The sequence below is a fragment of the Mycobacterium sp. ENV421 genome (genome assembly GCF_002887815.1).
Lineage (GTDB): Bacteria > Actinomycetota > Actinomycetes > Mycobacteriales > Mycobacteriaceae > Mycobacterium.
On record NZ_PDHO01000004.1, the window covers coordinates 154,651 to 178,032 of the forward strand.

26 protein-coding genes are annotated in these 23,382 nt (G+C 67.5%); 14 read left to right on the plus strand and 12 right to left on the minus strand.

The genetic code is table 11. The features are described from left to right. The first annotated feature begins 152 nt into the window (after nt 1-152). Nucleotides 153-551: a hypothetical protein gene (locus CRM90_RS07085; protein ID WP_102806285.1), complete on the plus strand. Its 399-nt coding sequence runs from the start codon at nt 153-155 to the stop codon at nt 549-551. A 13-nt stretch (nt 552-564) separates the two neighbouring features. Here CRM90_RS07085 and CRM90_RS07090 read toward each other — a convergent pair whose 3' ends face one another. From CRM90_RS07090 to CRM90_RS07100, 3 genes are read right to left on the minus strand one after another with little or no spacing between them, the layout of a single operon-like run. Next, complete coding sequence (locus CRM90_RS07090) at nt 565-1,680, minus strand: amidohydrolase family protein (protein ID WP_102806286.1); 1,116 nt, start codon at nt 1,678-1,680, stop codon at nt 565-567. Further along, a complete protein-coding gene (locus CRM90_RS07095; RefSeq protein ID WP_502693240.1) occupies nt 1,681-3,039 on the minus strand; it encodes a type I glutamate--ammonia ligase in 1,359 nt (452 codons plus the stop codon). Between the two features lie 37 nt (nt 3,040-3,076). Further along, on the minus strand, nt 3,077-3,574 hold the full coding sequence (locus tag CRM90_RS07100) for a carboxymuconolactone decarboxylase family protein (protein ID WP_083119157.1): 498 nt from the start codon (nt 3,572-3,574) through the stop codon (nt 3,077-3,079). An 85-nt stretch (nt 3,575-3,659) separates the two neighbouring features. Here CRM90_RS07100 and CRM90_RS07105 point away from each other — a divergent pair, with 85 nt between their 5' ends. Beyond that, a complete protein-coding gene (locus tag CRM90_RS07105) occupies nt 3,660-4,622 on the plus strand; it encodes an FkbM family methyltransferase (protein WP_102806287.1) in 963 nt (320 codons plus the stop codon). A gap of 1 nt (nt 4,623) precedes the next feature. On the opposite strand, the gene bfr is transcribed toward CRM90_RS07105, so the two are convergent. Beyond that, nucleotides 4,624-5,103 carry a bacterioferritin gene (gene bfr, locus CRM90_RS07110; RefSeq protein ID WP_083119154.1) on the minus strand — a complete coding sequence of 160 codons (480 nt, stop codon included), beginning with the start codon at nt 5,101-5,103 and terminating at the stop codon, nt 4,624-4,626. 173 nt (nt 5,104-5,276) lie between these two features. Here bfr and CRM90_RS07115 point away from each other — a divergent pair, with 173 nt between their 5' ends. Continuing rightward, entirely contained in the window at nt 5,277-5,468 is a 192-nt protein-coding gene (locus CRM90_RS07115; RefSeq protein WP_102806288.1) for a (2Fe-2S)-binding protein, read from the plus strand. 1 nt (nt 5,469) lies between these two features. On the opposite strand, the gene CRM90_RS07120 is transcribed toward CRM90_RS07115, so the two are convergent. From CRM90_RS07120 to CRM90_RS07140, 5 genes are read right to left on the minus strand one after another with little or no spacing between them, the layout of a single operon-like run. After that, a complete protein-coding gene (locus tag CRM90_RS07120) occupies nt 5,470-6,225 on the minus strand; it encodes an enoyl-CoA hydratase/isomerase family protein (protein ID WP_102806289.1) in 756 nt (251 codons plus the stop codon). A 60-nt stretch (nt 6,226-6,285) separates the two neighbouring features. Continuing rightward, nucleotides 6,286-7,605, minus strand: a complete 1,320-nt coding sequence (locus tag CRM90_RS07125; protein ID WP_102806290.1) for an HNH endonuclease signature motif containing protein — start codon at nt 7,603-7,605, stop codon at nt 6,286-6,288. Between the two features lie 36 nt (nt 7,606-7,641). Next, nucleotides 7,642-8,085: a TIGR03618 family F420-dependent PPOX class oxidoreductase gene (locus CRM90_RS07130; RefSeq protein WP_102806291.1), complete on the minus strand. Its 444-nt coding sequence runs from the start codon at nt 8,083-8,085 to the stop codon at nt 7,642-7,644. Beyond that, nucleotides 8,082-8,783, minus strand: a complete 702-nt coding sequence (locus tag CRM90_RS07135; RefSeq protein WP_102806292.1) for a hypothetical protein — start codon at nt 8,781-8,783, stop codon at nt 8,082-8,084. Before CRM90_RS07135 ends, CRM90_RS07130 begins: the two co-directional genes overlap by 4 nt. Before the next feature lie 18 nt (nt 8,784-8,801). Further along, complete coding sequence (locus CRM90_RS07140; RefSeq protein WP_102806293.1) at nt 8,802-9,425, minus strand: PaaI family thioesterase; 624 nt, start codon at nt 9,423-9,425, stop codon at nt 8,802-8,804. A 152-nt stretch (nt 9,426-9,577) separates the two neighbouring features. Between CRM90_RS07140 and CRM90_RS07145 the strand changes: the two genes are divergently transcribed. After that, nucleotides 9,578-11,161 (plus strand): SulP family inorganic anion transporter, encoded by a 1,584-nt coding sequence (locus CRM90_RS07145; protein WP_102806488.1) that lies wholly within the window; start codon nt 9,578-9,580, stop codon nt 11,159-11,161. Between the two features lie 14 nt (nt 11,162-11,175). Here CRM90_RS07145 and CRM90_RS07150 read toward each other — a convergent pair whose 3' ends face one another. Continuing rightward, nucleotides 11,176-11,559 carry a cupin domain-containing protein gene (locus CRM90_RS07150; RefSeq protein ID WP_102806294.1) on the minus strand — a complete coding sequence of 128 codons (384 nt, stop codon included), beginning with the start codon at nt 11,557-11,559 and terminating at the stop codon, nt 11,176-11,178. A 70-nt stretch (nt 11,560-11,629) separates the two neighbouring features. Between CRM90_RS07150 and CRM90_RS07155 the strand changes: the two genes are divergently transcribed. Genes CRM90_RS07155 through CRM90_RS07170 form a run of 4 tightly spaced genes read left to right on the plus strand, consistent with a single transcriptional unit; the run spans nt 11,630 to nt 15,845 of the window. Beyond that, the gene (locus CRM90_RS07155; protein WP_102806295.1) at nt 11,630-13,318 is read left to right on the plus strand and encodes a tetratricopeptide repeat protein; all 1,689 of its coding nucleotides are present in this window, start codon (nt 11,630-11,632) and stop codon (nt 13,316-13,318) included. A gap of 17 nt (nt 13,319-13,335) precedes the next feature. Further along, nucleotides 13,336-14,052, plus strand: a complete 717-nt coding sequence (locus CRM90_RS07160) for a rhomboid-like protein (RefSeq protein WP_233209204.1) — start codon at nt 13,336-13,338, stop codon at nt 14,050-14,052. A gap of 9 nt (nt 14,053-14,061) precedes the next feature. Further along, nucleotides 14,062-14,541, plus strand: coding sequence for a nucleoside deaminase (locus CRM90_RS07165; protein WP_102806296.1), 480 nt, complete (start codon nt 14,062-14,064; stop codon nt 14,539-14,541). Then, complete coding sequence (locus CRM90_RS07170; protein WP_102806297.1) at nt 14,538-15,845, plus strand: alpha-amylase family protein; 1,308 nt, start codon at nt 14,538-14,540, stop codon at nt 15,843-15,845. Before CRM90_RS07165 ends, CRM90_RS07170 begins: the two co-directional genes overlap by 4 nt. On the opposite strand, the gene CRM90_RS07175 is transcribed toward CRM90_RS07170, so the two are convergent. Continuing rightward, nucleotides 15,840-16,256 (minus strand): DUF1810 domain-containing protein, encoded by a 417-nt coding sequence (locus tag CRM90_RS07175; RefSeq protein ID WP_102806298.1) that lies wholly within the window; start codon nt 16,254-16,256, stop codon nt 15,840-15,842. The genes CRM90_RS07170 and CRM90_RS07175 overlap by 6 nt on opposite strands. A 225-nt stretch (nt 16,257-16,481) precedes the next feature. On the opposite strand from CRM90_RS07175, the gene CRM90_RS07180 reads away from it, so the two are divergent. The 6 genes from CRM90_RS07180 to CRM90_RS07205 all read left to right on the plus strand — a co-directional run bounded on the left by CRM90_RS07180 (nt 16,482) and on the right by CRM90_RS07205 (nt 22,640). Beyond that, a complete protein-coding gene (locus tag CRM90_RS07180; protein WP_102806490.1) occupies nt 16,482-17,480 on the plus strand; it encodes an esterase family protein in 999 nt (332 codons plus the stop codon). A 133-nt stretch (nt 17,481-17,613) separates the two neighbouring features. After that, nucleotides 17,614-19,935: an endopeptidase La gene (gene lon / locus CRM90_RS07185; protein ID WP_102806299.1), complete on the plus strand. Its 2,322-nt coding sequence runs from the start codon at nt 17,614-17,616 to the stop codon at nt 19,933-19,935. 80 nt (nt 19,936-20,015) lie between these two features. After that, nucleotides 20,016-20,348, plus strand: a complete 333-nt coding sequence (locus tag CRM90_RS07190) for a TfoX/Sxy family protein (protein ID WP_102806300.1) — start codon at nt 20,016-20,018, stop codon at nt 20,346-20,348. A 39-nt stretch (nt 20,349-20,387) separates the two neighbouring features. Then, complete coding sequence (locus CRM90_RS07195; protein WP_102806301.1) at nt 20,388-21,203, plus strand: LLM class F420-dependent oxidoreductase; 816 nt, start codon at nt 20,388-20,390, stop codon at nt 21,201-21,203. 63 nt (nt 21,204-21,266) lie between these two features. Beyond that, nucleotides 21,267-21,908, plus strand: coding sequence for an endonuclease (locus tag CRM90_RS07200; RefSeq protein WP_102806302.1), 642 nt, complete (start codon nt 21,267-21,269; stop codon nt 21,906-21,908). A 3-nt stretch (nt 21,909-21,911) separates the two neighbouring features. Further along, nucleotides 21,912-22,640: a DUF72 domain-containing protein gene (locus tag CRM90_RS07205; protein ID WP_102806303.1), complete on the plus strand. Its 729-nt coding sequence runs from the start codon at nt 21,912-21,914 to the stop codon at nt 22,638-22,640. On the opposite strand, the gene CRM90_RS07210 is transcribed toward CRM90_RS07205, so the two are convergent. Then, the gene (locus CRM90_RS07210; protein ID WP_102806304.1) at nt 22,626-23,369 is read right to left on the minus strand and encodes an SHOCT domain-containing protein; all 744 of its coding nucleotides are present in this window, start codon (nt 23,367-23,369) and stop codon (nt 22,626-22,628) included. The genes CRM90_RS07205 and CRM90_RS07210 overlap by 15 nt on opposite strands. Nucleotides 23,370-23,382: the final 13 nt, after the last annotated feature.

Here is a 23,382-nt window from a genome sequence, read left to right on the forward strand (position 1 = left end):
CGGGTGCGCGAGGGTCCAACGGCCCCAATAATCCCGACTCGACGGCCGACACCACGAGGATCTCGGACGCGAACGGGCTGATCTGAGCACCGGCCCGGGCTCGCGACGCTAGTCTGATCAGGCCGGACCGGCACCGTCGTCAGGAGGCACAGATGCGCAGAATCGTCGTTGGGTCGGTCGTCGCGGCGGGACTGGTGAGTGCTGCGATCCCCTTGGCCGCTCCCGCGTCGGCCACGTCGTGCCACTCCCCGACCTGTGTGCCGAACGTCGCCCAGAACGTCGTCGGCGGAACACCCTGCACACCGAGCCCGGGCTTCGTCTTCGGGTTCGATGCACAGAGGAACACGCTGATCTGCGCGGCCAGCGGTGTGTGGATGGCGACTGGGCCGTTGGTCGGCGAGGCCGCCAACGCGCTGCCGTGCACCACGCCCGGAACCACCGCACAGCAGCGGGTGGCTGGTGACGAATGGGAACCCAAGGTCTATGGGGTGCCGCTGATCTGCACGGGGCCGGCCGACATGGCGCACTGGAAGCACTTCCCGCCGGCCTGACGACCAGCGACCACTAGAGACCGTAGACCCGAAGGGCGTTGTCGCGCCCGATCAGGTCGGCGACCCGGATGGCGTCGGCCTCGCTCCACTGGTCGCGCGCCACGAACCCGGAGAGCACCGCGGCCATCCCCGCCCGCCAGAGCCGCGACCCCAGATAGTGCAGCTCGGCGGGGCCGAAAGCGTCTGAGGAGTACAGGATCTTGCGAAACGGGGCCAACTCCAGGGTGCGCGCGATGAAAGCCTCGGCGCGGGCCCCGAGATGGTTGATGCTCAGGCCGACATCGAGGTAGACGTTGTTGAAAGCCTGTGCCAGATAACCGGCTTCGCGCTCGTACGGGTAGCAGTGCAACAGCACGATCGGCGTGGTGCCCGACTCGCGCAGGAAATCCAGCAAGAACATCGGGTTGGTCCGGTGCAGATCGCAGTCGCGGTCGCCGAGGCCGACGTGGAACTGTAGCGGCTTGCCCAGCCGAAGAGCTTCGTGCACGCCGAACCGCAGCAGCGTGCGGTCGGTCAGTCGCACTCCCCCGGCGTCGCGCCAGCGGGCTGCCGCGGCGGCGACATCGCGTGCACTGGGTTGGGACAGATCGCCGTCGAAGCCGCCGCGATAGGCCAGCACCGACTTGGTGGCGACCGCTGTCTCGGTGCGCTGGTGCAGGATCCGGCGGAACGCATCGGCGTAGTCGCCCGCAGCTGCGGCGGCCTGCTCGGCGACCTCCTCGAGACGGACGATCTCGCCGACCTCGCCCCCGGACGCGTCGGCGATCTCGGGCAGCCCTGCGATGGCGCCGGGCAGGCCGGTGTCGACCAGCCAGTCGCTCACTCCGGCGGCAGGCAGGAACAGCCGCGCCAGCTGATCTTCGGTCAACTCACTGCGGCGTTCCCAATAGGTCTGCGGGTCAACATGTTCGGCAAGCCCGAGCAGCGGCGCGCAGTGCGCCCGCACGGCGAATCCGAGTTGGGTGTCGAAGCCGGAGTCGAAGTCGGCCAGCGATTCGATGTTGGCTTCGTTCAGCCCGTTCTCGAAGCGCCTGCGATCACCGGCGGTCAGCCAGTAGCCGTGAACGTGGTTGTCCACCAGACGGATACCGGCGATGTGGTCGCCGAGTGCCGAGGCGGATACAGACACTCAGATACTCCACGCCATCCGGAACTTCTCGGTCAGCGCCTCGGGATCGAGGTGCGAATACATTTCATGCTCGTAGCGGCGAACGGCGACCAGGACGTCGACCGCGGGATCGCCGAGGATCGCCCGCAACCGGGCCGAGCCGTCGAGTGCGGCGATCTCGTGTGCCTGGTCGGTACTGAGGGCAACGGTTCCCACGGCCGCGCGATCGTCGTCGGACACGGTGCCCGGGTCGACCGTCGTCTCCGGCGGCAGTGCAGCGCCGTTCTCGATGCCGTCGGCCGCGAGGCCGAGGATCGCGGCGGTGGCGAAGTACGGATTGGCCGACGGGTCGACGACCTTGACCTCGACGTTGGCCCCATACGGGTTGCCATGTCCGCCGCGCACGAAACGCACTGCCGCTTCCCGGTTCTCGGTACCCCAGCATGCGTAGGCGCCGGCCCAGTTGCCGGGCTTCATCCGCAGACCGGACACGATCGACCCGCAGAAGATCAGCTGTGCCGCAGGCAGCCCGGAGACGATGCCGCCGATGGCGCTCTCCCCTTCGGCGGTCATCCCCTGCGCGCCGGTCCCGCCGGAGAACACCGGGGTGTCGCCGCGTGATAGCGAAAAGTGTTGATGTGCACCAGAACCCACACTTCCGGCGAACGGCACCGGCGACAGGCTCACCCGCAGTCCGCATGTGCGGGCCACCCGGCTGATGATGATGCGGGCCAAGATCAGCTGGTCGGCGGCAGCCACCGGCGATTTCGGGGCCAGGGAGATCTCGAACTGGTTGATGCCGTACTCGGGGTGGAACTGCTCGATGCCGACACCGGCCGCCGCAGCCGCCGCGGTCACATCCCGAACGAAGCCTTCGTATTCCAGCACCCCGGCCAGCCCGTATTGGGCCCACAGGTTGCCGGGCAGCCGGTTGCCCTCGGGATCGACCAGCAGGAACTCGATCTCGTGGCCGACCAACGCCTGCAGGCCGGCGTCGGCCAACCGGGTCTCGATGCGTCCGAGAGTCCCCCGCGCGCACGCCGGGACGGGGTTGCCGTCCTGGTCGAAGAACGAGGCCGGCGCCCACGCGAGGCCCTCGCCGATGACCCGCAGCGCGTCGATATCGATGCGGATCCGTTGGTCACCGACCACGCTGATCCCCGGGGCGAACGCGATCCCGGCACGGTCGATGGCGAACCCGTGGGTGACCGGACTGAAGCCCAGCCCGGGATCGGCGAACGCGTTGACCCGGCGCACCGGCACGGTCTTGGCATGGGTCAAGCCGGCCGGATTGACAAAGGTTCCGACGACGGTGTCGACGCCGTCGGCGTCCAATTGCCCGATGGGTGCGCCGGCCGGCGGTGTGGTCATGGCAGCCATTGTGCCGACCGCACCGGCCGGATGCGACGGATAGCCGCTATGCGCGGCTCGGCAAGGTCAGCTTGCAGCTCTGACCGATGTCCAGCGTGCTGAGCATGCGGCCCATGCCGACCCACATGGCGCACGACAAAGTCAGGTCGGCCATCAGCTCGTCGGAGAAATGCTCACGAGCCCGATCCCAGAAGTCGTCGTCGTATTTGAGCTTGGCCCAGTCGGTTCCGAACCGGTGGGCGAACTCCGCGGCGATGCGCTCCTGCTCGCTGTAGCCCTCCCACGTCTTCCACTCCAGCACGTGGTCGTAGAGTTCCTCGTCCACACCGGCCGCCGGCCCGTCGGCGTCCCGGGTGTTCTGGCACAAGACGCATTCGTTGTCCTGGGCGATCACCGCGCGGGCGAGTTCACGCACCCGCATCGGCAGCCGGTTCTTGTCGCTGTACACCGCGTGGGAGAAGGCGGCCATCGCCGTTCCCAGGTCAGGAGACTTGACGATCCAGCCCGCGACGTCGTCGTCAGGGAAGTTTCCGATTCGGCTCATGGCGTGATGGTACGCCGCGTCACCCCGATCTGGAACGTGTTCTAGTTTTTCGCCGACCGGGCTTGAGCTCAGCGACAATACCCGGGTGAACTATCTTCCAGGCCGGCGCGCGATGATCGGCGGTCTCGCGGGGGCGGTGGTTCTGGCGGCGGGCTGGCTGGCCGCAACGAGGCTGCGGACGAGACCGGGCGGCACACCGGTGACGCTGCCCAACGGCATGCGAATCCATCAGTGGCAGCGAATCGAAACCAACTTCCTGTACCCGGAGATCTTCGGCGCGGACTCGGTCTACGCCAAGGGCGACCACATCGACTTCCGGCCCGGCGCAGTCGTTGTGGACGCCGGCGCGAACATCGGCATGTTCACCTTGTTCGCGGCGCTGCGCTGCCGCGGTGAGGCGGAGGTGTTCGCGTTCGAGCCGATGCCCACCACCTACTCGGTGCTGGCGGTCAACGCCGAGGCCGCCAATCGCGGTGAGTACGCGGCCGCAATGGGCGCCCGGCCCGGCGCGTCCCTGATGATCCACCCGATCAACCGCGGCCTGTCCGCGACGAACGAGACGGTGGTGTTTCAGCACCACCCGAACTTCTCCCTGTGGAGCACGCGGGATGCGCAGTTCGCACGCCAGCGGCTGGACCGGTTCGTCGCCGATGTGGCGGGCTTCATCCCGGTCGCTCCGCTCGCCGTGCGCCGGGCCGCGGTGCGCCCGGTGGTCGCGTGGATGGGCCGCACCACCACGGTGACGGCCACCCTGGTCCCGCTGTCCTCGGTCATCGAGGAGTACGGCCTGACGCGCATCGACATCCTGAAACTCGATGTCGAGGGCGCCGAAGTCGCAGTGCTGCAGGGCATCACGCCGACCCAGTGGGACATGGTCCGTCAGGTGGTGTTGGAAGTGGAGTACTTCGCCACCAAAGACGTCATCATCGACATGCTCGAAGCGCAGGGGTTCACAACGTATTGGTTTGCCAGTGAGCGCGAGCGTTACGGCGCCGTGCAGAGCGAAGTGTGCATGGTCTACGCGTGGCGGGCCGAAGACCGGCCGTAGGTCACTTCGGGGGTCGTGACACGCACTGCGCGGAGTACAGCTCCACGCCCAGCTTGTCCATCAACTCGAGCTGCGTCTCGAGGTAATCGATGTGGTGTTCCTCGTCGGCCACGATCTCTTCGAAGAGATTGGCCGTGGTGGAATCCAGCTTCTCGCGGCACACGATGATGGCCGGCTTGAGCCGGGCGACCACCTCGTACTCGATGGCCAGGTCGCTCTCGAACTGCTCACGCAGGGTCTGCCCGACGCGTAGCGAGCCGAGTCGTTGGTAGTTGGGCAGGCCGTCGAGCAGCAGAATTCGATCGGTGATGGCCTCCGCGTGGCGCATCTCGTCGAAGGATTCGTCGCGGGTGTGCTTGGCCAGCTCGGTGAATCCCCAGTTGTCCTGCATCTTGGAGTGCAGGAAGTACTGATTGATGGCGGTCAGTTCGCTGGTCAGCTGCTCATTGAGCAAGCGAAGAACTTCCGGATCACCCTGCATGACGTCTCCCCACTCACGCCGCCCGACTGGCAGCCGGAATCACCCTAATGCAAGGACGATGGCGGTTTTGTTCAGCTGGATGAGACGGCATGTTGTAGGGGTACCTAACTAAGGTTAGTCTCGGCTAATATGACCGGTGTGCGACACCGCCCTGCGACGAGAGTGAATCGCTGATGTACGTATGCCTCTGCGCGGGGGCGACCAGCGCCACGGTCACCGAGGCCGTTGCCCGCGGGGCGTGCACATCCAAGCAGGTCGCTGCGGCCTGCGGCGCCGGAGGCGACTGCGGCCGGTGCCGTCGCACGGTGCGAGCCATCATCGAACAGCATTTCGCGTCCCTCGGCGACACGGCACGGGCGAGCTGATCTAGGCCTTTCCGCGGTGGAAATCCGCCAGCGCCTCGGCGTTGGCCGCAGCACCCATCAACTTCTCGAAGAACGCATTCTCCCGCGCCGTCGCGGCGGCGATCTCGGGCCGGGCCGGTTCGGTCATCGTCTGCTTCACCGCCATCAGGCTCGAAATAGGCCGGGAGGCAAGCACTTCGGCGTGCTTTCGGGCGTCGGCGATCAGCTCGTTGGGCTCACTGACCCGCCAGACCAGACCCATGCGCAGTGCTTCCGCGGCATCCACCCACTCCGAGGACATCAGCAGCCACGCCGCGTTCTGCCGACCGATCAACTGCGGCAACAGATATGACGACGCCGCCTCGGGAGCTACCCCCAGGCTGGTGAAGGGGCACTTCAGCCGCGCCGTCGACGACATGAACGCCAGGTCGGCGTAGCCCAGGATCGTGGTGCCGATGCCAAGGCCGACCCCGTTGACCGCGCAGATCAGCGGCTTGGGGAACTGGCTCAGCGCGGTGATCAGGCCCGGGAATCCGTGTGCGCCCTGGACGAAGTCGGGATTGGTGATGCGCTCCTGCATGTCGCCCAGATCCTGGCCGGCGCTGAATGCGCGGCCCGCTCCGGTGATCATGACGACCGCGACCTCGGGATCGTCGGCAGCGGCGAGCAGTGCCTCAGCGGTGGCGTCGTAGAGCGCCTCGTTGAAGGCGTTGAGGGCGTCCGGGCGATTGAGGGTGATCGTGCGAACCCGGTTCTCGTCGTCGATGAACAGCGTCACGCGGCACACCCTAACGGTGCGGCACGCTGCGGCGTGCAGCCACAGCCCGGCAGGTGAGACCTAGCCCCCCAGTAGTTGTTCGGGGTGGTGGTAGTCGTTGACGCCGCCGCGCAGCATGGGTAGGTGCGGCGGCGGGATCCATTCGGTGTCGCCGTCGGCGAGTTTTCGGGTTTTCCAGCCGTGGTCGAGGAGTCGGTGATCAGCGGGGCACGCCAGGGTGAGCTTGTCGATGTTGGTCAGCCCGCCCTGGGCCCACTCGTCGACGTGGTGGACTTCGGTGAGGTATCCGGGTGCATCGCAGCCGGGGCGGGTGCAGCCGCGGTCCTTGCTGTGCAACATGATCCGCTGATCAGCCGAGGCCACGCGTTTGGTGCGGCCCAGCCATAACGCCTGCCCGCGCACCCCGTCGAACAGGGCCAGGTAGTGATAAGCGTGGCTGGCCATCCGGATGACGTCGGGGATCGGCAGCAGGGTTCCGGTGGCGGTGACCCCATGCCCGGTCGCGGCCTGAAGGTCCTGCAGGGTGGCCGAGACCATCACCGTCACCGGTAACCCGTTGTGCTGACCGAGTTTCGGGTCACCGAGCTGACCACGCACCAGTGCGGTCAACGCATCGTGCTGACGTTGGCCGTGGCTACGCAAATCACGGTCGGCCACCTCGTTCGACGGGGCCAGGGTGGGGGTCTGGTCGGCGGGGTTGCAAATCCCGGGTGCGGCGAACTTGGTGAACCACCCGTCGAGCAGGGAACGCAACTCCGGCGTGGCGATCAGCCGGCCCACACTCATCCCGTCGACCTGTTGCCCACCGCACCAGACGAACCCGCGTTTACGGGCGCGGTCCTCCTCGGAGAACTTCCCGTCGGGGTTGAGGTGCAGTGCCAGCCGGTGGGCGATCTTCTCCAATTGGTCGGGCCGCGTCGTTTGGGCGTGCTCGGCCAGTGTGCGTTCGGCCTTCTCCACCTCCACCGCCGGGACGTGGTCGGGCAGATCGCGGAAGAACTTCTGGATCACCCGCAGATGCTCACCATCCAACTGCCCGGCGTGCCAGGCCGCCGAGGTGTCCGGCAGCAGCGGCGCCAACGGCTCACCGGTCAACGCCCGACGCGGCGCCACCTGCTCGGCATCCCGAATCCGGCGTTTGGCCGCACGCGGACTGATCCGCAAGACATCAGCGAGCGTGATCGGCACCGGTGGGCAGCCCTCGAACTGCGCCAACCGCGCGGTCAGGGCGTGCGACACCGCGACCTGACGACGGCGCGCGGTCTCCAACCGCTCCAAGACCCTGAACCGATCCGGCGGGTCCAGGACATCGAGATCGACTGCAGCCAAGGCCTCTACGACATCGTCGAGCGCCTCCAGCAGACCGTCGATCGAAACCATACTTCGAACACTAGTTCGACCCACCGACAAGAATTGTCAACCGTTGGAGTACACCCGGGTCGGCGCCACCAACACGACCACGCGGCCCTGCTCGGTCATCGTGCGGTCGTATTCATCCCAGTTGTCGTGCGTGCCACCGCACGCGGTGAACACCTCGCGCAACAACAGCCGCAGCTGGTCCGCCGACGCAAGCCACTGCGGCTGGTCGTCGGGGCCGGCAAGTTCGGCGCGCCCCTCCACCGACGCCCACTGCCAGCCGGCGCGGAACGTCAACGTCACCGCGGGCCGGACTCGCAGGTTCGCCAGCTTGACCCGGCCATAGGTCACAAAGCCCAGCACCGGTTCGCCGGTGGCCGGGTGCGCAACGATCCCCGCGTTCACCAACGACGCCTGAATGGTGTTGTCGGCGCGCAGTGTCGCAACCACCGCGAGACCCCGGTCGGCCTGCGCGAGCGCGACTGCCTCGTCGAGGGTGGTCATGCCGAAAACGGGCTGCGGAAGTTGTAGCGGCTGGTGGGCACCGCGTCGATGTTCACGTTGGCACCGAATGCCGCTGTGCTGGCGACCATCTGCTCCATGCGGCTCTGCAGGTCGGCATCATCGGCCGCGCCGAAGAACGCGTGCAGGCTCCCCACCGCCTCGATGGGGAAATGCTCCTCGACGATCGCGTTGAGTACCGGGGCGTCCTCGGTGATCGCGCGCACCACATAGTTCTGCACGTAGGTGAACGTCGACTGGGTGGCGATCGCCACCGGCGTGTGATTGCCGTGCCAGCGGGCCAACCAGGTGCGCTCGTCCATCTCGGCGGGCCTGCGCAGCAGCGCCATGTTGGCCAGCCCGGGCGACCGCTCGCCGGGCGGGGTCGACGGCGGCGGCAACGGGGCGGACTCCGTCACCAGGTAGGCGGCGATCTCCTCGGCGTAGTGGCCCAGCAGCTCCAGCGCCATCAGCATCTGATCGCCGTAGTACTGCTGCGTCCACACACTGATCAGTCCCTGCACCGGCGGATCCAGCGTCGTCAACGTCATCATCGACTCGCGAACATCACGGTCGCGGACGTTGATCGTCAGCCCCGGCAGACCGAGCGCGAGCAGTTCCTGCGCGACCGGACCCCGCAGTTGTTCGGCCCACTCGTCGTCGGCGGCCGCGGTCCGCAGTGTGACTATCACCTTCTCCATGGCTGGAACCTACCGCAGTCAGTCGCGCAGCCAGCGCGGAGTGATGAAGACGCCGTCGGCTTCGACGGTGATGCCCTCGGCGTCGGAGATATAGCCGGAGACAAAGGTTTTCACGCCGTCGACGCGGGTGATCTGAGCCTCCGAGTGCAGCGGACCAAGCGGACAGGCCCGCAGGTACCGCACGGTGATGCTGCCGGTGAAGCGCGGTTTGGCATCCGGGCTGGCCGCCTCCCCCAGCACATGATCCAGAATCAGCGCCGACACTCCCCCGTGCACATGCCCGGGCGGGCCTTCGTAGGCCGCACCGAGGTGAAAGTCTGCCCAGCGCCGGTCGTCCTCATCGCGGTGGATCACCAGCGGCGGGGCGGTCGGATTGCGCAGACCGATCACGGCATTGCCCCAACTGATGCTCCGCCCCGACGGGGTCCGTTTCACCCCGAATGCGCCGTCGATCTGCTTACTGCGCAGCCGGGCCGTCGCCGCGTCGATATCGGCCTTCACCGCGGCGACGGTCTCGGCGTCCACCTCGGTGCGGATCGTCGCGTCGACCAGCTGCCGCACCGATACGGCCAGCGGTTCGTAGATCGCCCGCAGCCGTTCGATGTCCTCGGCGGACAGGTCCTCGACGGTGAACTCCAGCACCTCAGCACTAGAGCACGACCCCTGCGCGGTGTCGAACCAGGGTCCCGCTGCGGACTAACACGAATGACACACAACTGACCCCTGGTTGGAATGCGAGCGTCGAGAATCTCCAGGTAGCGCTCGATGTCCCGACGCGCCAGAAAGGCATGCCGATGAGCACCGACGTCACCGAGCCCGCGACACCGCCCAGCGAGCTGAAGATCCCGTGGTGGACCCGAGGCGATCTCAACGCGTTCTTCGGGCTGGGGTTCAACATTCTGGTCAACGTCCTGACCCTGACCACATTGATGATCGGCGTCGTGAAGCTGCCCGCCGACGACGTGCTGGGGACCGTTCTGCCCGCGCTCGGTGTGGCCCTCGTGCTGGGCAACCTCTACTACACGTTCCTGGCACGACGACTGGCGCGGAAAGAGAACCGCGACGACGTCACCGCGCTGCCGTACGGGCCGAGTGTGCCGCACATGTTCATCGTGGTCTTCGTCGTGATGCTGCCGGTCTACCTGGCCACCAAGAATCCCATCGAAGCGTGGAAGGCCGGGTTGGCCTGGGCGTTCATGATCGGCGTGATCGTGATCATCGGCGGCTTCGTCGGGCCCTACATTCGCAAGCTCACCCCGCGCGCGGCGATGCTGGGGACCCTGGCCGGCATCTCGATCACGTTCATCTCGATGCGCCCGGCCGCCCAGATGTGGGAGGCCGCGTGGATCGGCCTGCCGGTGCTGGCGATCATCCTGATCGGGTTCTTCACCGACGTGAAGCTGCCGGGCAACATCCCCGTCGGTCTGGTGGCGCTGTTGGTCGGCACCGCGATCGGCTGGGTCGGTGGATTCATGTCGGCACCCGATGTCAGCCAGGCCGTCGCCGACATCGCAATCGGCATCCCCGACCTTCGCCTCGACCTGCTGGGGTCCGGACTTGCCCACCTGGCACCGCTGCTCGGCACCGCAATCCCGTTGGGCGTCTACAACTTCACCGAGGCGATGAGCAATGTGGAGAGCGCGGCCGCCGCGGGTGACAACTACAACCTGCGCAGCGTGCTGCTGGCCGACGGCGCAGGCGCGGTGATCGGTTCGGCGTTCGGCTCACCGTTCCCGCCGGCCGTCTACATCGGCCACCCCGGCTGGAAGGACGCCGGCGGCCGCGCGGGTTACTCGCTGGCCAGCGGCGTGGTGATCGGCCTGCTGTGCTTCCTCGGGCTGTTCGGGGTGCTGGCCGCACTGCTGCCGGTGCCCGCGATCGTGCCGATCCTGCTCTACATCGGTCTGCTGATCGGCGCTCAGGCCTTCCAGGCCGTGCCGCGGCTGCACGCGGTGGCGGTCGTCGCGGCACTGCTGCCCAACCTCGCCCAATGGGCCAGCGGGCTGATCGACAACGCGCTGAACGCCGCCGGAACGTCGGCGGCCAAGGTCGGCATGGACGCCCTCGGCGGCGCCGGTGTGGTCTACGACGGTCTGCAGACGCTCGGCGAGGGCGCCATCCTGGTCGGCCTGCTGCTGGGCACCATGGTGACGTTCATCCTGGAGAAGAAGTTCCGCTACGCCGCACTGGCGTCGGTGGTGGCCGCAGTACTGTCGTTCGTCGGCCTGATCCACGCGCCCGAGATCGCATGGGCCGCTAATCCCCAAGTGGCGCTTGGTTATCTGTTCTTCGCGGTGGTGTGCCTGCTGTATTCGCTGCTGCCCGCGGCCAAGGAGCCGGTGACGGTCGACGAAGCCGACATCGTCGCCGGGCACTGAGGGTCAGTTCGGGGTCAGTCCCTGACGAACGGGACCTCGGTTCCGTCGGCGAGCACGATGTAGAGCCGGCGCCACGGGTCGGCGTCGACCAGGCGCCACTGATGACCGGAACCGACGGTGTCCTCGGCCAGCAGCACGTCACCGGGGGCGAGGGTGAACTCCTCGCCGTCGCGGGTGGTGAACGCCAGCGTGCCGGCGAGCGTCACGACGAGCTGGCGCACCGGTGCGGTGTGCCAGGCCAGCGTGCCGCCGCTGGCGGTCTCCTCCGCCGTCACCCGCGTCGACGACATCGCCGCGGATACCAGATCGTCGTTGCGGCCCGGCGTCAGGTCGAGGCGGCCGATCTCGACGTGGGACTGCTCGTCGGCTCCGGTGAACAACCGCACGCAGCGAATCACGTGTGCACCCTTTCGTTCTGGTCGGTTGCAACGGTATCCGCACTCGCCGCGCTGTCCTAGGGTGTGCAGCATGGCGGTTCCGCTCGGCGACACCGAGCCGTATTACGACCTCGGTGACTACCACAGGCACGTCGACACCCCGTCGCCGCAGGCGCAGGTGTGGTTCGACCGCGGACTGGTGTGGGCGTACGCCTTCAACCACGAGGAAGCGATCACCTGCTTCGCACGGGCGTTGGCGCTCGACGCCGACCTCGCGATCGCCCGATGGGGTATCGCGTACGCGATCGGCCCGAACTACAACAAGGGTTGGGACGCCTTCGATCCCGTCGACCTGGCCGCGTCGCTGGCCCGGGCCCGCATGGAACTGGAGCTTGCCGCCTCGAGCCGCGGCAGCGTCGTCGAGCACGCCCTGATCGCGGCGCTGACAACCAGATTCCCCACCGATTTTCCCGACGACGCCGACGCCCTGGCGGCCGGCCATGTCGCCTATGCCGAGGCCATGGCCGAGCTGGCAGGGGCGTACCCCGACGACGCCGACGTCCTGGCGCTGACCGCCGATGCGCTGGTGAACATCACGGCTTGGGCGTTGTGGGACACCGCAACCGGGGAGCCGGCCCCCGGTTCGCGGGTGGTGGAGGCCAAGGCCCTGCTGGACGCGGCGCTGCGCACCGACGCCGGGCGCGCCCATCCCGGTGTGTTGCACCTCTACATCCACGCGATGGAGATGTCAGCCCATCCCGAGGACGCGCTGCCGGCCGCCGACCTGCTGCGCGGCCTGGTGCCCGACGCCGGCCATTTGCAGCACATGCCCTCGCACATCGACGTGCTGTGCGGGAACTACCGAGATTCGGTGCTGGCCAACCAATCCGCGGTGGCGGCGGATCGCCGATTCGTCGCACACGCCGGGCCGCTGAACTTCTATTCGCTCTACCGGGCGCACGATCTGCACTTCATCGTCTATTCGGCGATGTTCGCCGGCCAGTCGCAGATCGCACTGCAGGCTGCCGACGAGCTGTCCGGGCAGCTGACCCCCGACCTGCTCAGCATCGAGTCGCCGCCGATGGCCGACTGGCTGGAAGCATTCGTGCCGCTACGGGTGCACGTGCTGATCCGATTCGGCCGCTGGGACGAGCTGATCGCCGAGCCCCTGCCCGTCGACACCGAGTTGTATTGCACGACAACGGCAACCATTCACTACGGGCGCGGGGTCGCGCATGCCGCCAAGGGACAGCTGGCCCAGGCGGCCGCCGAGCGGGAGGCGTTCGCCGCGGCCTATGCCCGCGTCCCGGAGTCGCGGTACCTGTTCAACAACACCAGCCGCGACATCCTGGCCGTCGCCGCGGCGATGCTCGACGGCGAGATCGCCTATCGGGAGGGCGATTTCGATGCGGCCTTCGAGCATCTGCGGCGGGCGATCGCACTCGACGACGAGCTCCCCTATGACGAACCATGGGGCTGGATGCAGCCGACCCGGCACGCCTATGGTGCGCTGCTGCTTGAACAAGGCCGCGTCGAGGATGCGGCCGCGGTGTACGCCGCCGACCTCGGGCTGGATCCGACATTGAGCCGGCCCTGCCAGCACCCCGGCAACGTCTGGAGTCTGCACGGCTACCACGAATGCCTGCAGCGACTCGGCCGCGCAGACGAGGCCGTCATCATCGGCCGCCAGCTCGAACTGGCCAGAGCCCGCGCCGACGTCCCGATCCTCGCGTCGTGCCTGTGCCGCCTAGAGGTCGTCAGCACGGACTGCTGCAACTGAGGCAGTAATCTCGACAGGTGCACGACGGCCTGGAACCTCCCTCGCCGGTCCTCCCGACCCGGCGGGGCTGGCCCGGCCGGGTCGTGCATTTCATCGGCTCCGCGCCCATCACGTTCGGCTGGCTGGCGGTGTTGTTCCTGACGACCATCGCCCAGCACCTGCTGCCGCACTGGCATCTGCTGGAGCTGCTGCGCAAAGACTCGACCAACCTCCACCACCTCGCCTCCGACCCGATCCGGGTGCTCATCACCAGCCTGCTGTGGCTCGACGGCGCGGCGTGGTGGCCGTATCTGGTGATGTTCTGCCTCTTCCTTGCCCCGGCCGAACGCTGGCTAGGCCGGCTGCGCTTCGTGATCGCCGGGCTGATCGCCCACATCGTCGCCACCTATGCCAGTGAGGGCTATCTGTACTGGCAGATCCAGGAGGCGATGATCTCACCGCGCTACCTCAACGCCCGCGACATCGGCGTCAGCTACTTCGCCGTCGGCATCGGCGGTCTGCTGACCTATCACATCGCGCGGCCGTGGCGCTGGCTGTATCTGTTCATCGCACTCGCCTACTGCGTGGGCGCGGTGCTGATCAGCCCGACGTTCACCCCGGTCGGGCACCTGATCGCGCTGTTCGTCGGATTCGCCTGTTACCCACTGGCGCGCAGCCGGCCCGGTTCACCGGTGGATCCGATGCGGTTGCTGGACCTTTGGCGCTTCCGCCATCCACCGACACCGGTTGCGTAAGGTGAGGGCGTGGCGCTCGACGACCAAGACATCCGGCGGCTCGGCCGCTGCGTCGAGCTGGCCCGCACCGCGCTGAACGCCGGTGACGAGCCGTTCGGCTCGATCCTGGTCGACGCCGACGGCACGGTCCTGTTCGAGGACCACAATCACGTCGCAGGCGGTGACGCCACCGCCCATCCCGAACTCGCGATCGCACAATGGTCCGCCGCGAACCTCTCCCCCGATCAGCGGGCCCGCGCCACCGTCTACACCTCCGGCGAACACTGCCCGATGTGCGCGGCCGCACACGCCTGGGTTGGCTTGGGCCGCATCGTGTTTGTCGTCGCGGGAGCCCAGCTGGCCGACTGGCTCACCGACTGGCAGGCACCGCTGCCACCGGTGGCCACTCTGCCGATCACCGCGGTCGCCCCGCAGCTGACGGTCGACGGCCCGGCCCCCGAGTACCGCGACGAGATGATGACCCTCTACGCCGCGAAGTTCGCGCCATGAGCGACTGGGTGCGCCACGCGATCTGGTGGCACGTCTATCCACTCGGTTTCGTCGGCGCCTTCCCCGCCGCCGAACCGCCGGGCCCCGATGAGCACCGACTCCGCCGCCTCGTCGACTGGCTCGACCATGCCGTCGAACTCGGGACGTCCGGGATCGCGCTGGGGCCCGTCTTCGCCTCCCGCACCCACGGATACGACACCACCGATCACTTCCGCATCGACCCGCGACTCGGTGACGACGACGACTTCGACCACCTTGTCTCCGAAGCGCATCAACGTGGACTACGGGTCCTGCTCGACGGCGTGTTCAACCATGTGGGAACGGAATTCGAGCGCTACCGTCGCGCCGTGGACGGCGGCGACCCCGATGCACGATCGTGGTTTCGCGGCCGCCCCGGCCACTTCCACACCTTCGAGGGCCACGGCGAGCTCATCACCCTCAACCACAACAGCCCGGCCGTCGTCGACTACACCGTCGACGTGATGAGCCACTGGCTGGCCCGGGGCGCCGACGGGTGGCGCCTCGACGCGGCGTACGCGGTACCGGAGTCGTTCTGGGCGCAGGTGCTCCCGCGGGTCCGCGAAACCCACCCCGACGCCTGGTTCGTCGCCGAGGTGATCCACGGTGACTACGTCGCGTTCGTCGACGGCAGCGGTGTCGACTCGGTGACCCAGTACGAACTGTGGAAGGCGATCTGGAGCAGCCTCAACGACGGCAACTTCCATGAGCTGGACTGGGCGCTGCAGCGCCACAACGACTTCCTGACCCGATTTGCGCCGCTGACCTTCGTCGGCAACCACGACGTCACCCGGATCGCCAGCAAGCTGGACCGCCCCGAGCAGGTGGCCCACGCCCTGGTGCTGCTGTTCACCACCGGCGGTGTCCCCAGCATCTACGCCGGTGACGAACTCGGCTACCGCGGCGTCAAGGAAGAACGGGCCGGCGGCGACGACGCGGTGCGGCCCGAGTTCGGAACGCCACCCGTCCCGCTGGACGCCGCGGGGCGCGAGACCTGGAACCTGCACCAGTACCTGATCGGCCTGCGCCGCCGAAATCCCTGGCTGCACGAAGCGAAAACCACTGCACTGCAAGTGGACAACCGCGGTTATGTTTATGAGACCCGCACCGGCGACGACGCCCTGATCGTCGCGCTCAACATCGACGACGCGCCGATGCCGCTGCCGGTGGCCAAGCTCACCGGCGGGCAGGCCCAGTTGGTGGGCGGCACCGCGGCACCCCCCGAGGAGATCGTCGACGAGGTGGTGGTCCCACCTCAGGGCTGGCTGGTGCTGCGGCCGCTATAGCAGCTCGAGTGTCCGGGTGTCCCGCTCGCCGCCGTAGAACCTGTCAAGCACCGCCACGAAATCGGCGTTGTCATCGGTGGCCGCCGCGAACAGCGTCATCGACGAGCGCACCTTGAGATTGTCCGGCCAGCCGAAGATCTCATCGACAGAGCGGCCTTCGATCGCCACCACCAGGCGGGCACACTGCCGCAGTCGTGGCCCGAGCGTCGGGTGCGCCAGGTATGCCTGCGCTTCAGCCAGCGATGAGATACCGAAACGCTTTGCGGTGGAACTACTTCCGAGCGCACCGAGCTGAGGAAAGATGAACCAGATCCAGTGGCTGCGCTTGGCGCCGGCCCGCAACTCGGCGAGCACCTGGTGGTACACCCGGTCCTGGGCATCGACGAAGCGTTGCAGATCGAACGGGTCCACGCCTCAACTGTACCGTTGCCTCCGCGTGATCTTTCCGTTATTGACGCCAGGTCAAAGCCGTTGCGGTACTGAGTATCCCGAGTCCCCCGCGTCGCCTGATCGTTAGCGAACCGCGATATGCCACACCGCCGCGCGTGCCGAGTCCGCGCTACGCACCGTGATTAGCTACCGGCACACAGCTCACCTCCGGTTGTGAAACACGTACGAAAGGTGATGGTTTCCGTCATGAAGATCGTCGATAAGTTGCGAGGCACATGGTTGCGCCGCGTGGCCGCAGCCTTCGTGGCCGCACTCGCTCTGCCCGGCCTGATTGGTGTCGTCGGCGGGTCGGCGACCGCGGCCGCCTTCTCCAAGCCCGGACTCCCGGTCCTCTATCTCGATGTCCCGTCCGCCGCGATGGGACGCAATATCCGTATCCAATTCCAGGGCGGTGGCCCGCACGCGGTGTACCTGCTCGACGGCCTGCGCGCCCAGGACGACTACAACGGCTGGGACATCAACACCCCGGCGTTCGAGTGGCTGTACGGCTCGGGCCTGTCGACCGTCATGCCGGTCGGCGGACAGTCCAGCTTCTACACCGACTGGTACCAGCCGTCGCAGGGCAACGGGCAGAACTACACCTACAAGTGGGAAACGTTCATGACCCAGGAGCTGCCGGCGTACCTGGCCGCCAACTACGGGGTCGACCCGAACGGCAACGCCGTCGTCGGTCTGTCGATGGCCGGTAGCGCATCGCTGACCTACTCGATCTACTACCCACAGAAGTACACCTACGCCGCATCGCTGTCCGGCTTCCTGAACCCCTCCGAGGGCTGGTGGCCGATGCTGATCGGTCTGGCGATGAACGACGCGGGCGGGTTCAACGCGCAGAGCATGTGGGGTCCGTCGTCCGATCCGGCGTGGCGCCGCAACGACCCGATGGTCAACATCAACCAGCTGGTCGCCAACAACACCCGGATCTGGATCTACTGCGGCACCGGTACGCCGTCGGATCTCGACACCTCCGGTGGCGGTGGCAACCTGATGGCCGCGCAGTTCCTCGAAGGATTCACATTGCGCACCAACAAGACCTTCATGGACAACTACCTCGCGGCTGGTGGACGCAACGGCGTGTTCAACTTCCCCGCGAACGGTACGCACAGCTGGGGCTACTGGGGACAGCAGCTGCAGCAGATGATCCCGGACATGCAGCGGGTGCTGGGAGCAACTCCGTCCGCCGGCTGATCCACCCGAAACAACAGCGAGCCTGTCGCCACCCCCCGGCGGCAGGCTCGCTGCTTTGTGTGCGCCGCCGCGCGAGGGGAACAAACTGGAATCGTTCAAGGTTGAGTCGGTCAGACTGAACTTTGGAGGATTGATGGCTGAAGCCAAATCTGTGCCGGTCCTGTTTGTCAGCGAGCCGATCGTGCTGCCGGGAATGGTGGTGCCGATCGAACTCGACGACGCCGCGCGTGCCGCGGTGGACGCGGCGCAGGCCACCCCGACCGGCAAGCTCTTGATCGCCCCACGCCTGGACGATCGCTACCCCACCCACGGCGTCATCGCGTCGATCGTGCAGGTGGGCCGCATCCCCGGCGGTGGCGCCGCTGCCGTCGTGCGCGGTGAGAGCCGCGCCCACATCGGCTCCGGAACCACCGGGCCGGGCGCGGCGCTGTGGGTCGAGGTCGACGAGATAACTGCGGCCGAGGCAGACGAGGACACCAAGGCACTCGCCGCGGAGTACAAGAAACTGCTGCTGGCCATGCTGCAACGCCGCGAGGCGTGGCAGATCGTCGACGTGGTCAACAAGATCACCGACCCGTCGGCGCTGGCGGACACCGCCGGCTACGCGTCGTATCTGTCCGACGTCCAGAAGCGCCAACTGCTGGAAACCAGTGACGCGGATCGTCGGCTCCGTCTCCTGATCGACTGGACCTCCGAGCATCTGGCCGAGGTCGAAGTCAGCGACAAGATCTCGCAGGACGTCCGCGAGGGCATGGAGAAGACGCAGAAGGAGTTCCTGCTGCGCCAACAGCTCAACGCCATTCGCAAGGAACTGGGCGAAGACGAGCCGGACGGATCCGACGATTATCGGGCCCGTGTCGAGGCGGCCGACCTGCCGGAGAAGGTCCGGGAGGCCGCGTTGCGCGAGGTCGGCAAGCTGGAACGCTCCAGCGAGCAGAGCCCCGAGGGCGGGTGGATCCGCACCTGGCTGGACACCGTCCTGGACCTGCCCTGGAACACCCGCACCGAGGACTCGACCGACCTGACGGCAGCCCGCGACATCCTGGATGCCGACCACCACGGGCTGGACGACGTCAAGGACCGCATCGTCGAGTACCTGGCCGTCCGCTCGCGTCGCGCCCAGCGCGGTCTGCAGGTCGTCGGCGGCCGCGGCTCCGGCGCCGTGATGGTGCTGGCCGGCCCGCCCGGCGTCGGCAAGACGTCACTGGGTGAATCGGTGGCACGGGCATTGGGCCGCAAGTTCGTTCGCGTCGCCCTGGGTGGCGTGCGCGATGAGGCCGAGATCCGCGGGCACCGGCGCACCTACGTCGGCGCGCTGCCCGGCCGGATCGTCCGGGCGATCGGCGAGGCCGGTTCGATGAACCCGGTCGTGCTGCTCGACGAGATCGACAAGGTCGGCTCCGACTACCGGGGCGACCCCTCGGCCGCCCTGTTGGAGGTCCTGGACCCCGCGCAGAACCACACGTTCCGCGACCATTACCTGGACCTGGATCTGGACCTGTCCGACGTGGTGTTCCTGGCCACGGCCAACGTGATCGAGAACATCCCCTCGGCCCTGCTGGACCGGATGGAGCTGGTGCAGATCGACGGCTACACCGAGGACGACAAGGTCGCCATCGCCCGCGAGTACCTGCTGCCCCGGCAGCGCGACCGCGCGGCGCTGACCCCCGAGGAGGTCACGGTCACCGACGCGGCGCTGCGCAAGATCGCCGCGGACTACACCCGGGAGCCCGGTGTGCGGCAGTTCGAGCGGCTGCTGGCCAAGGCGTTGCGTAAGGCGACCACCAAGCTGTTTGCCTCCGACGAGGCGTTGACCATTGATGAGCCGGATCTGGTTGGCTACCTTGGCCGTCCGCGGTTCACCCCGGAATCGGCGGAACGTACCGCCGTGCCGGGTGTGGCGACCGGACTGGCGGTGACGGGCCTGGGCGGCGATGTGCTCTACATCGAAGCCGGGTCGACCGAGGGCGAGCCGAGCGTGCAGCTGACCGGTCAGCTGGGCGACGTGATGAAGGAGTCGGCGCAGATCGCGCTGTCCTACGTGCGTAGCCATGCCGAACAGCTGGGCGTGGATCCCGCGGCGCTGAACCGCAAGATCCACGTGCACGTGCCGGCCGGCGCGGTGCCCAAGGACGGTCCGTCCGCAGGCGTCACGATGGTCACCGCGCTGGTGTCCATGGCCACCGGACGGCAGGTCCGCTCGGATGTCGGGATGACCGGCGAAGTCACCCTGAACGGGCGGGTGCTGCCCATCGGCGGCGTCAAGCAGAAGCTCTTGGCCGCGCAACGGGCCGGGCTGTCAACGGTTTTCATCCCGCAGCGCAACGAGGCCGACCTGGACGACGTCCCGGCCGAGGTGCTCGAGGCGCTGACCGTGAAGCCGATGACGGACGTCGCCGACATCGTCGCGCAGGCGTTGGAGCCGGCCACCGAGGCGGCCACCGCCGCGGCCTGACGCTCGACAAGACACAAAGTCGCCCCTATTCAGCCGAATTGGGGCGATTTTGTGTCTGCTGGGCGTAGTAAATACTGGCTATGCCCTACGACGAAGATCTCGCGAACCGCCTGCGGGAACTGCTCGCCACCGAACCCGGAGTCGACGAGAAGCGGATGTTCGGCGGGTTGGCGTTCCTGATCAACGGCAACATGGCCGTCTGCGCCAGCGGCCAGGGCGGCCTGATGGTACGAGTACCGCCGGAGGCCACCGCCGGCCTGCTGGCACGCGAACACACCGCACCGATGATCATGGCGGGGCGGGAAACTCGCGGCTGGATCCGGATCGGTGACGCCGGGGTGCGGACGAAGCGTCAGCTGCAGAGCTGGGTCGCCCGCGGCGTCGACCACGCGAAATTCCTACCGCCGAAGTAGCGCCGGAATAAATCCCGGTGAGCCGGGCTTGTCGCGTGCATGACCTACCCCGTGCGCGTCGCCGTGCAGATTCAGCCCGCCGACACCCCTGACTACGCCACCTGGCGGCGTGCCGTCCTGCACGCCGAGAGCATCGGCGTCGACGTCATCTTCGGCTACGACCACTTCCACGCGCCATTCATCGAATCAATCGCCGACGCGAAACCGGTACTGGCGGCCACGCAGCCGGACGTCAACAACTTCGAAGGGTGGACCGCGCTGGCCTCCTGGGGCGAGATCACCACCCGGGCCGAGCTCGGGCTGCTGGTGTCAGGCATGGGCTACCGCAATCCGGACCTGCTCGCCGACATGGCCCGCACCGTCGATCACATCAGCGGTGGCCGCGCCATCCTCGGCGTCGGCGCGGGGTGGTACGAGAAGGATTACACCACATACGGTTTCGACTTCGGGACCGTCAAGTCCCGAGCCGACGCGTTCGACGAGGGTCTGCTGCGCATCGAGCGACGATTCGGCCTGCTGCAGCCGGCGCCGCTGCGCAAGATCCCGATCCTGATCGGCGGATCCGGCCCCAAGCGCACGCTGCCCGCCGTCGCACGCCACGCCGACATCTGGCACACCTTCCTTCCCCTCGACTCGTACCGGGAAGCGAGCGCCCGCGTCGCCGAGTTGGCCGCCCGGTTCGGACGCGCCGACAGTGACATCGAGCGCTCGACGTTCTGGACCGATCCCCGGTCGGCGGACGACTATCTGGCCGCCGGTGCGACGTTGTTCCACACCGAGGTCCGCGCATCGGAGGGCACGTACGACCTGAGCACGGTCGAGAAGATGATCGACTGGCGCGACACGAAACGCTGAGAATGTCTGACGCCACGATGACATATCGTTTCGTCGGCCCACTGGACGGGTATCGCCTGGCAGATGGATGATGCGGAGGCCAGGCGCCTCATTCAGCGCCTTCGTCAGCATGCGGGCAGAACCTATGCCGCGGAAGCGGGAATCACCTTGCGGGACACCCCGATGCCGCTGTTCCAGCTGCTGGTGCTGTGCATGCTGGCCAGCAAGCCGATCGATGCCTCCATCGCGATGCACGCCGCCCGTGAACTGTTCCGGGCCGGATTGCGCACACCGCGCGCCGTGATGGCGGCCAACCGGCAGACCATGATCGACGCGTTCGGCCGTGCCCACTACGTGCGCTACGACGAGAGTTCGGCGTCGCGGCTGACCGAGCTTGCGACCAGGGTCAACGACGAATACCGCAACGACCTGCGCACGCTGGCCCGCATCACCAAGCCCGACGTGAAGAATGCCAGACAGGCGCTCAAACAGTTCACCGGAATCGGGGACACCGGATCCGACATCTTCCTGCGCGAGGTCCAAGACGTCTGGCCGTGGGTTCGGCCCTACTTCGACAAGCGCTCGCTGGACAGCGCCGAGCAACTCGGTCTCCCCCGTGACCCGCACAGACTGGCTGCCCTCACCGGCCGGGCGATCGCGCCGCTCGCGGCAGGCCTGGTGCGGGTTTCGTTGGACGACGACGTGCGGCAGCGTATCGCCGGCTGACGCGTGACCGTCCGAATCGGCACCTCGGGGTGGTCCTACGACCACTGGGATTCGGTGCTGTACCGCCCCGGCCTGCCGGTCGCCAAGCGACTGGCCCGCTACGCCGAGGTGTTCGACACCGTCGAACTCAACGCCAGCTTCTACCGCTGGCCAAAGGACGCCACCTTCGACGGCTGGCGCACCCGGTTGCCCGACGGATTCACCATGACGGTCAAGGCGCACCGCGGCCTGAGCCACTACCGCCGCCTGAACAACCCCGAACCGTGGATCGATCGGCTGGAACGCTGCCAGCGGGCGCTCGGTGACAAGCGGGAGGCGGTGCTGGTCCAGCTGCATCCCGACCTCGAACGCGACGACGCCCGGCTGGCCTACTTCCTGTCGCTGGTCCCCGACTGGATCCGGGTGGCCCTCGAGATGCGTCACCCGTCCTGGGACGACCCGCACGTCTACGAGCTCCTGGAGCGCTACCGCGCCGCCTACGTGGTGATCAGCGGGCCCGGTATGCCCTGCGTACTGCGCGCCACCACCGATCTGGTCTACGTGCGCATGCACGGCCCCGACACCGCGCCCATCTATGCCGGGAACTACACCGAGGACGACCTGAACTGGTGGGCCGACCGGATCCGGGAGTGGCAGGATCAGGACCGGCGGGTGCTGGTCTATTTCAACAACGACGGCCAGGGTCACGCCGTCCGGAACGCACTGCGGCTGCGCGAACTACTCGGCGGGTGATTCGAGCAGTCTTTTTCGCGCCGTGGCGAATTCGGTGTCGGTGAGGTCGCCGCGGTCGCGCATGGTCTTCAACGTCTGCAGTCGCTCGGCCAGCTCGGGCGGCAGGTCGCCCGGTTGCGGCGCGGCCCGGACAATCGGCTCGTCCTCGATGAGTTCGACGAGCTGCGGGCGGGCCGGATCGATCCGCACCGCCACCCGGTCGCCGGCCTCGGGCAGCTCACCCAGGGTGAACGTCGCCGCCAACCGGGCCTCGTAAGGCGTTGCCCCGTAGGATGTTTCGACACGCAGCCGCAGCACACGGCGGCTGGCATCCTTGTTCACCACCACGTTGAACGTCGGCCTGATGACCTCCAGCACGACACCTGTGGCGGCCACCCCGGCACTGCGCAACTGATCCACCCGAGACACTGCGACAACCAGCCACGCCGCGTAGCCGAGGACGACCGCGCTCCACAGCGCCAACCACCACACCGACAGCGGGGTCGTCCAGTCGGCGGCCCACGGAACCGTCGAGGCGATCACCCAGCCCAGCAACGCCGGACGCGGCGACCGGCGTGAAATCGCCAGGAACACAACGAACTGCGCGACGTAACCACCGAGCCAGACGCCGAGCACCCAGCCTTTGGCCGAGGTGGCGCCGGCATGGTCGAGCAACCGGGTGGCGATCAGCGCCGGGGCGGCGATCAGCACCCACCACAGTGCCGAGAGCCTCGCTATGGTCCGCCACATCACCGGGCCACGG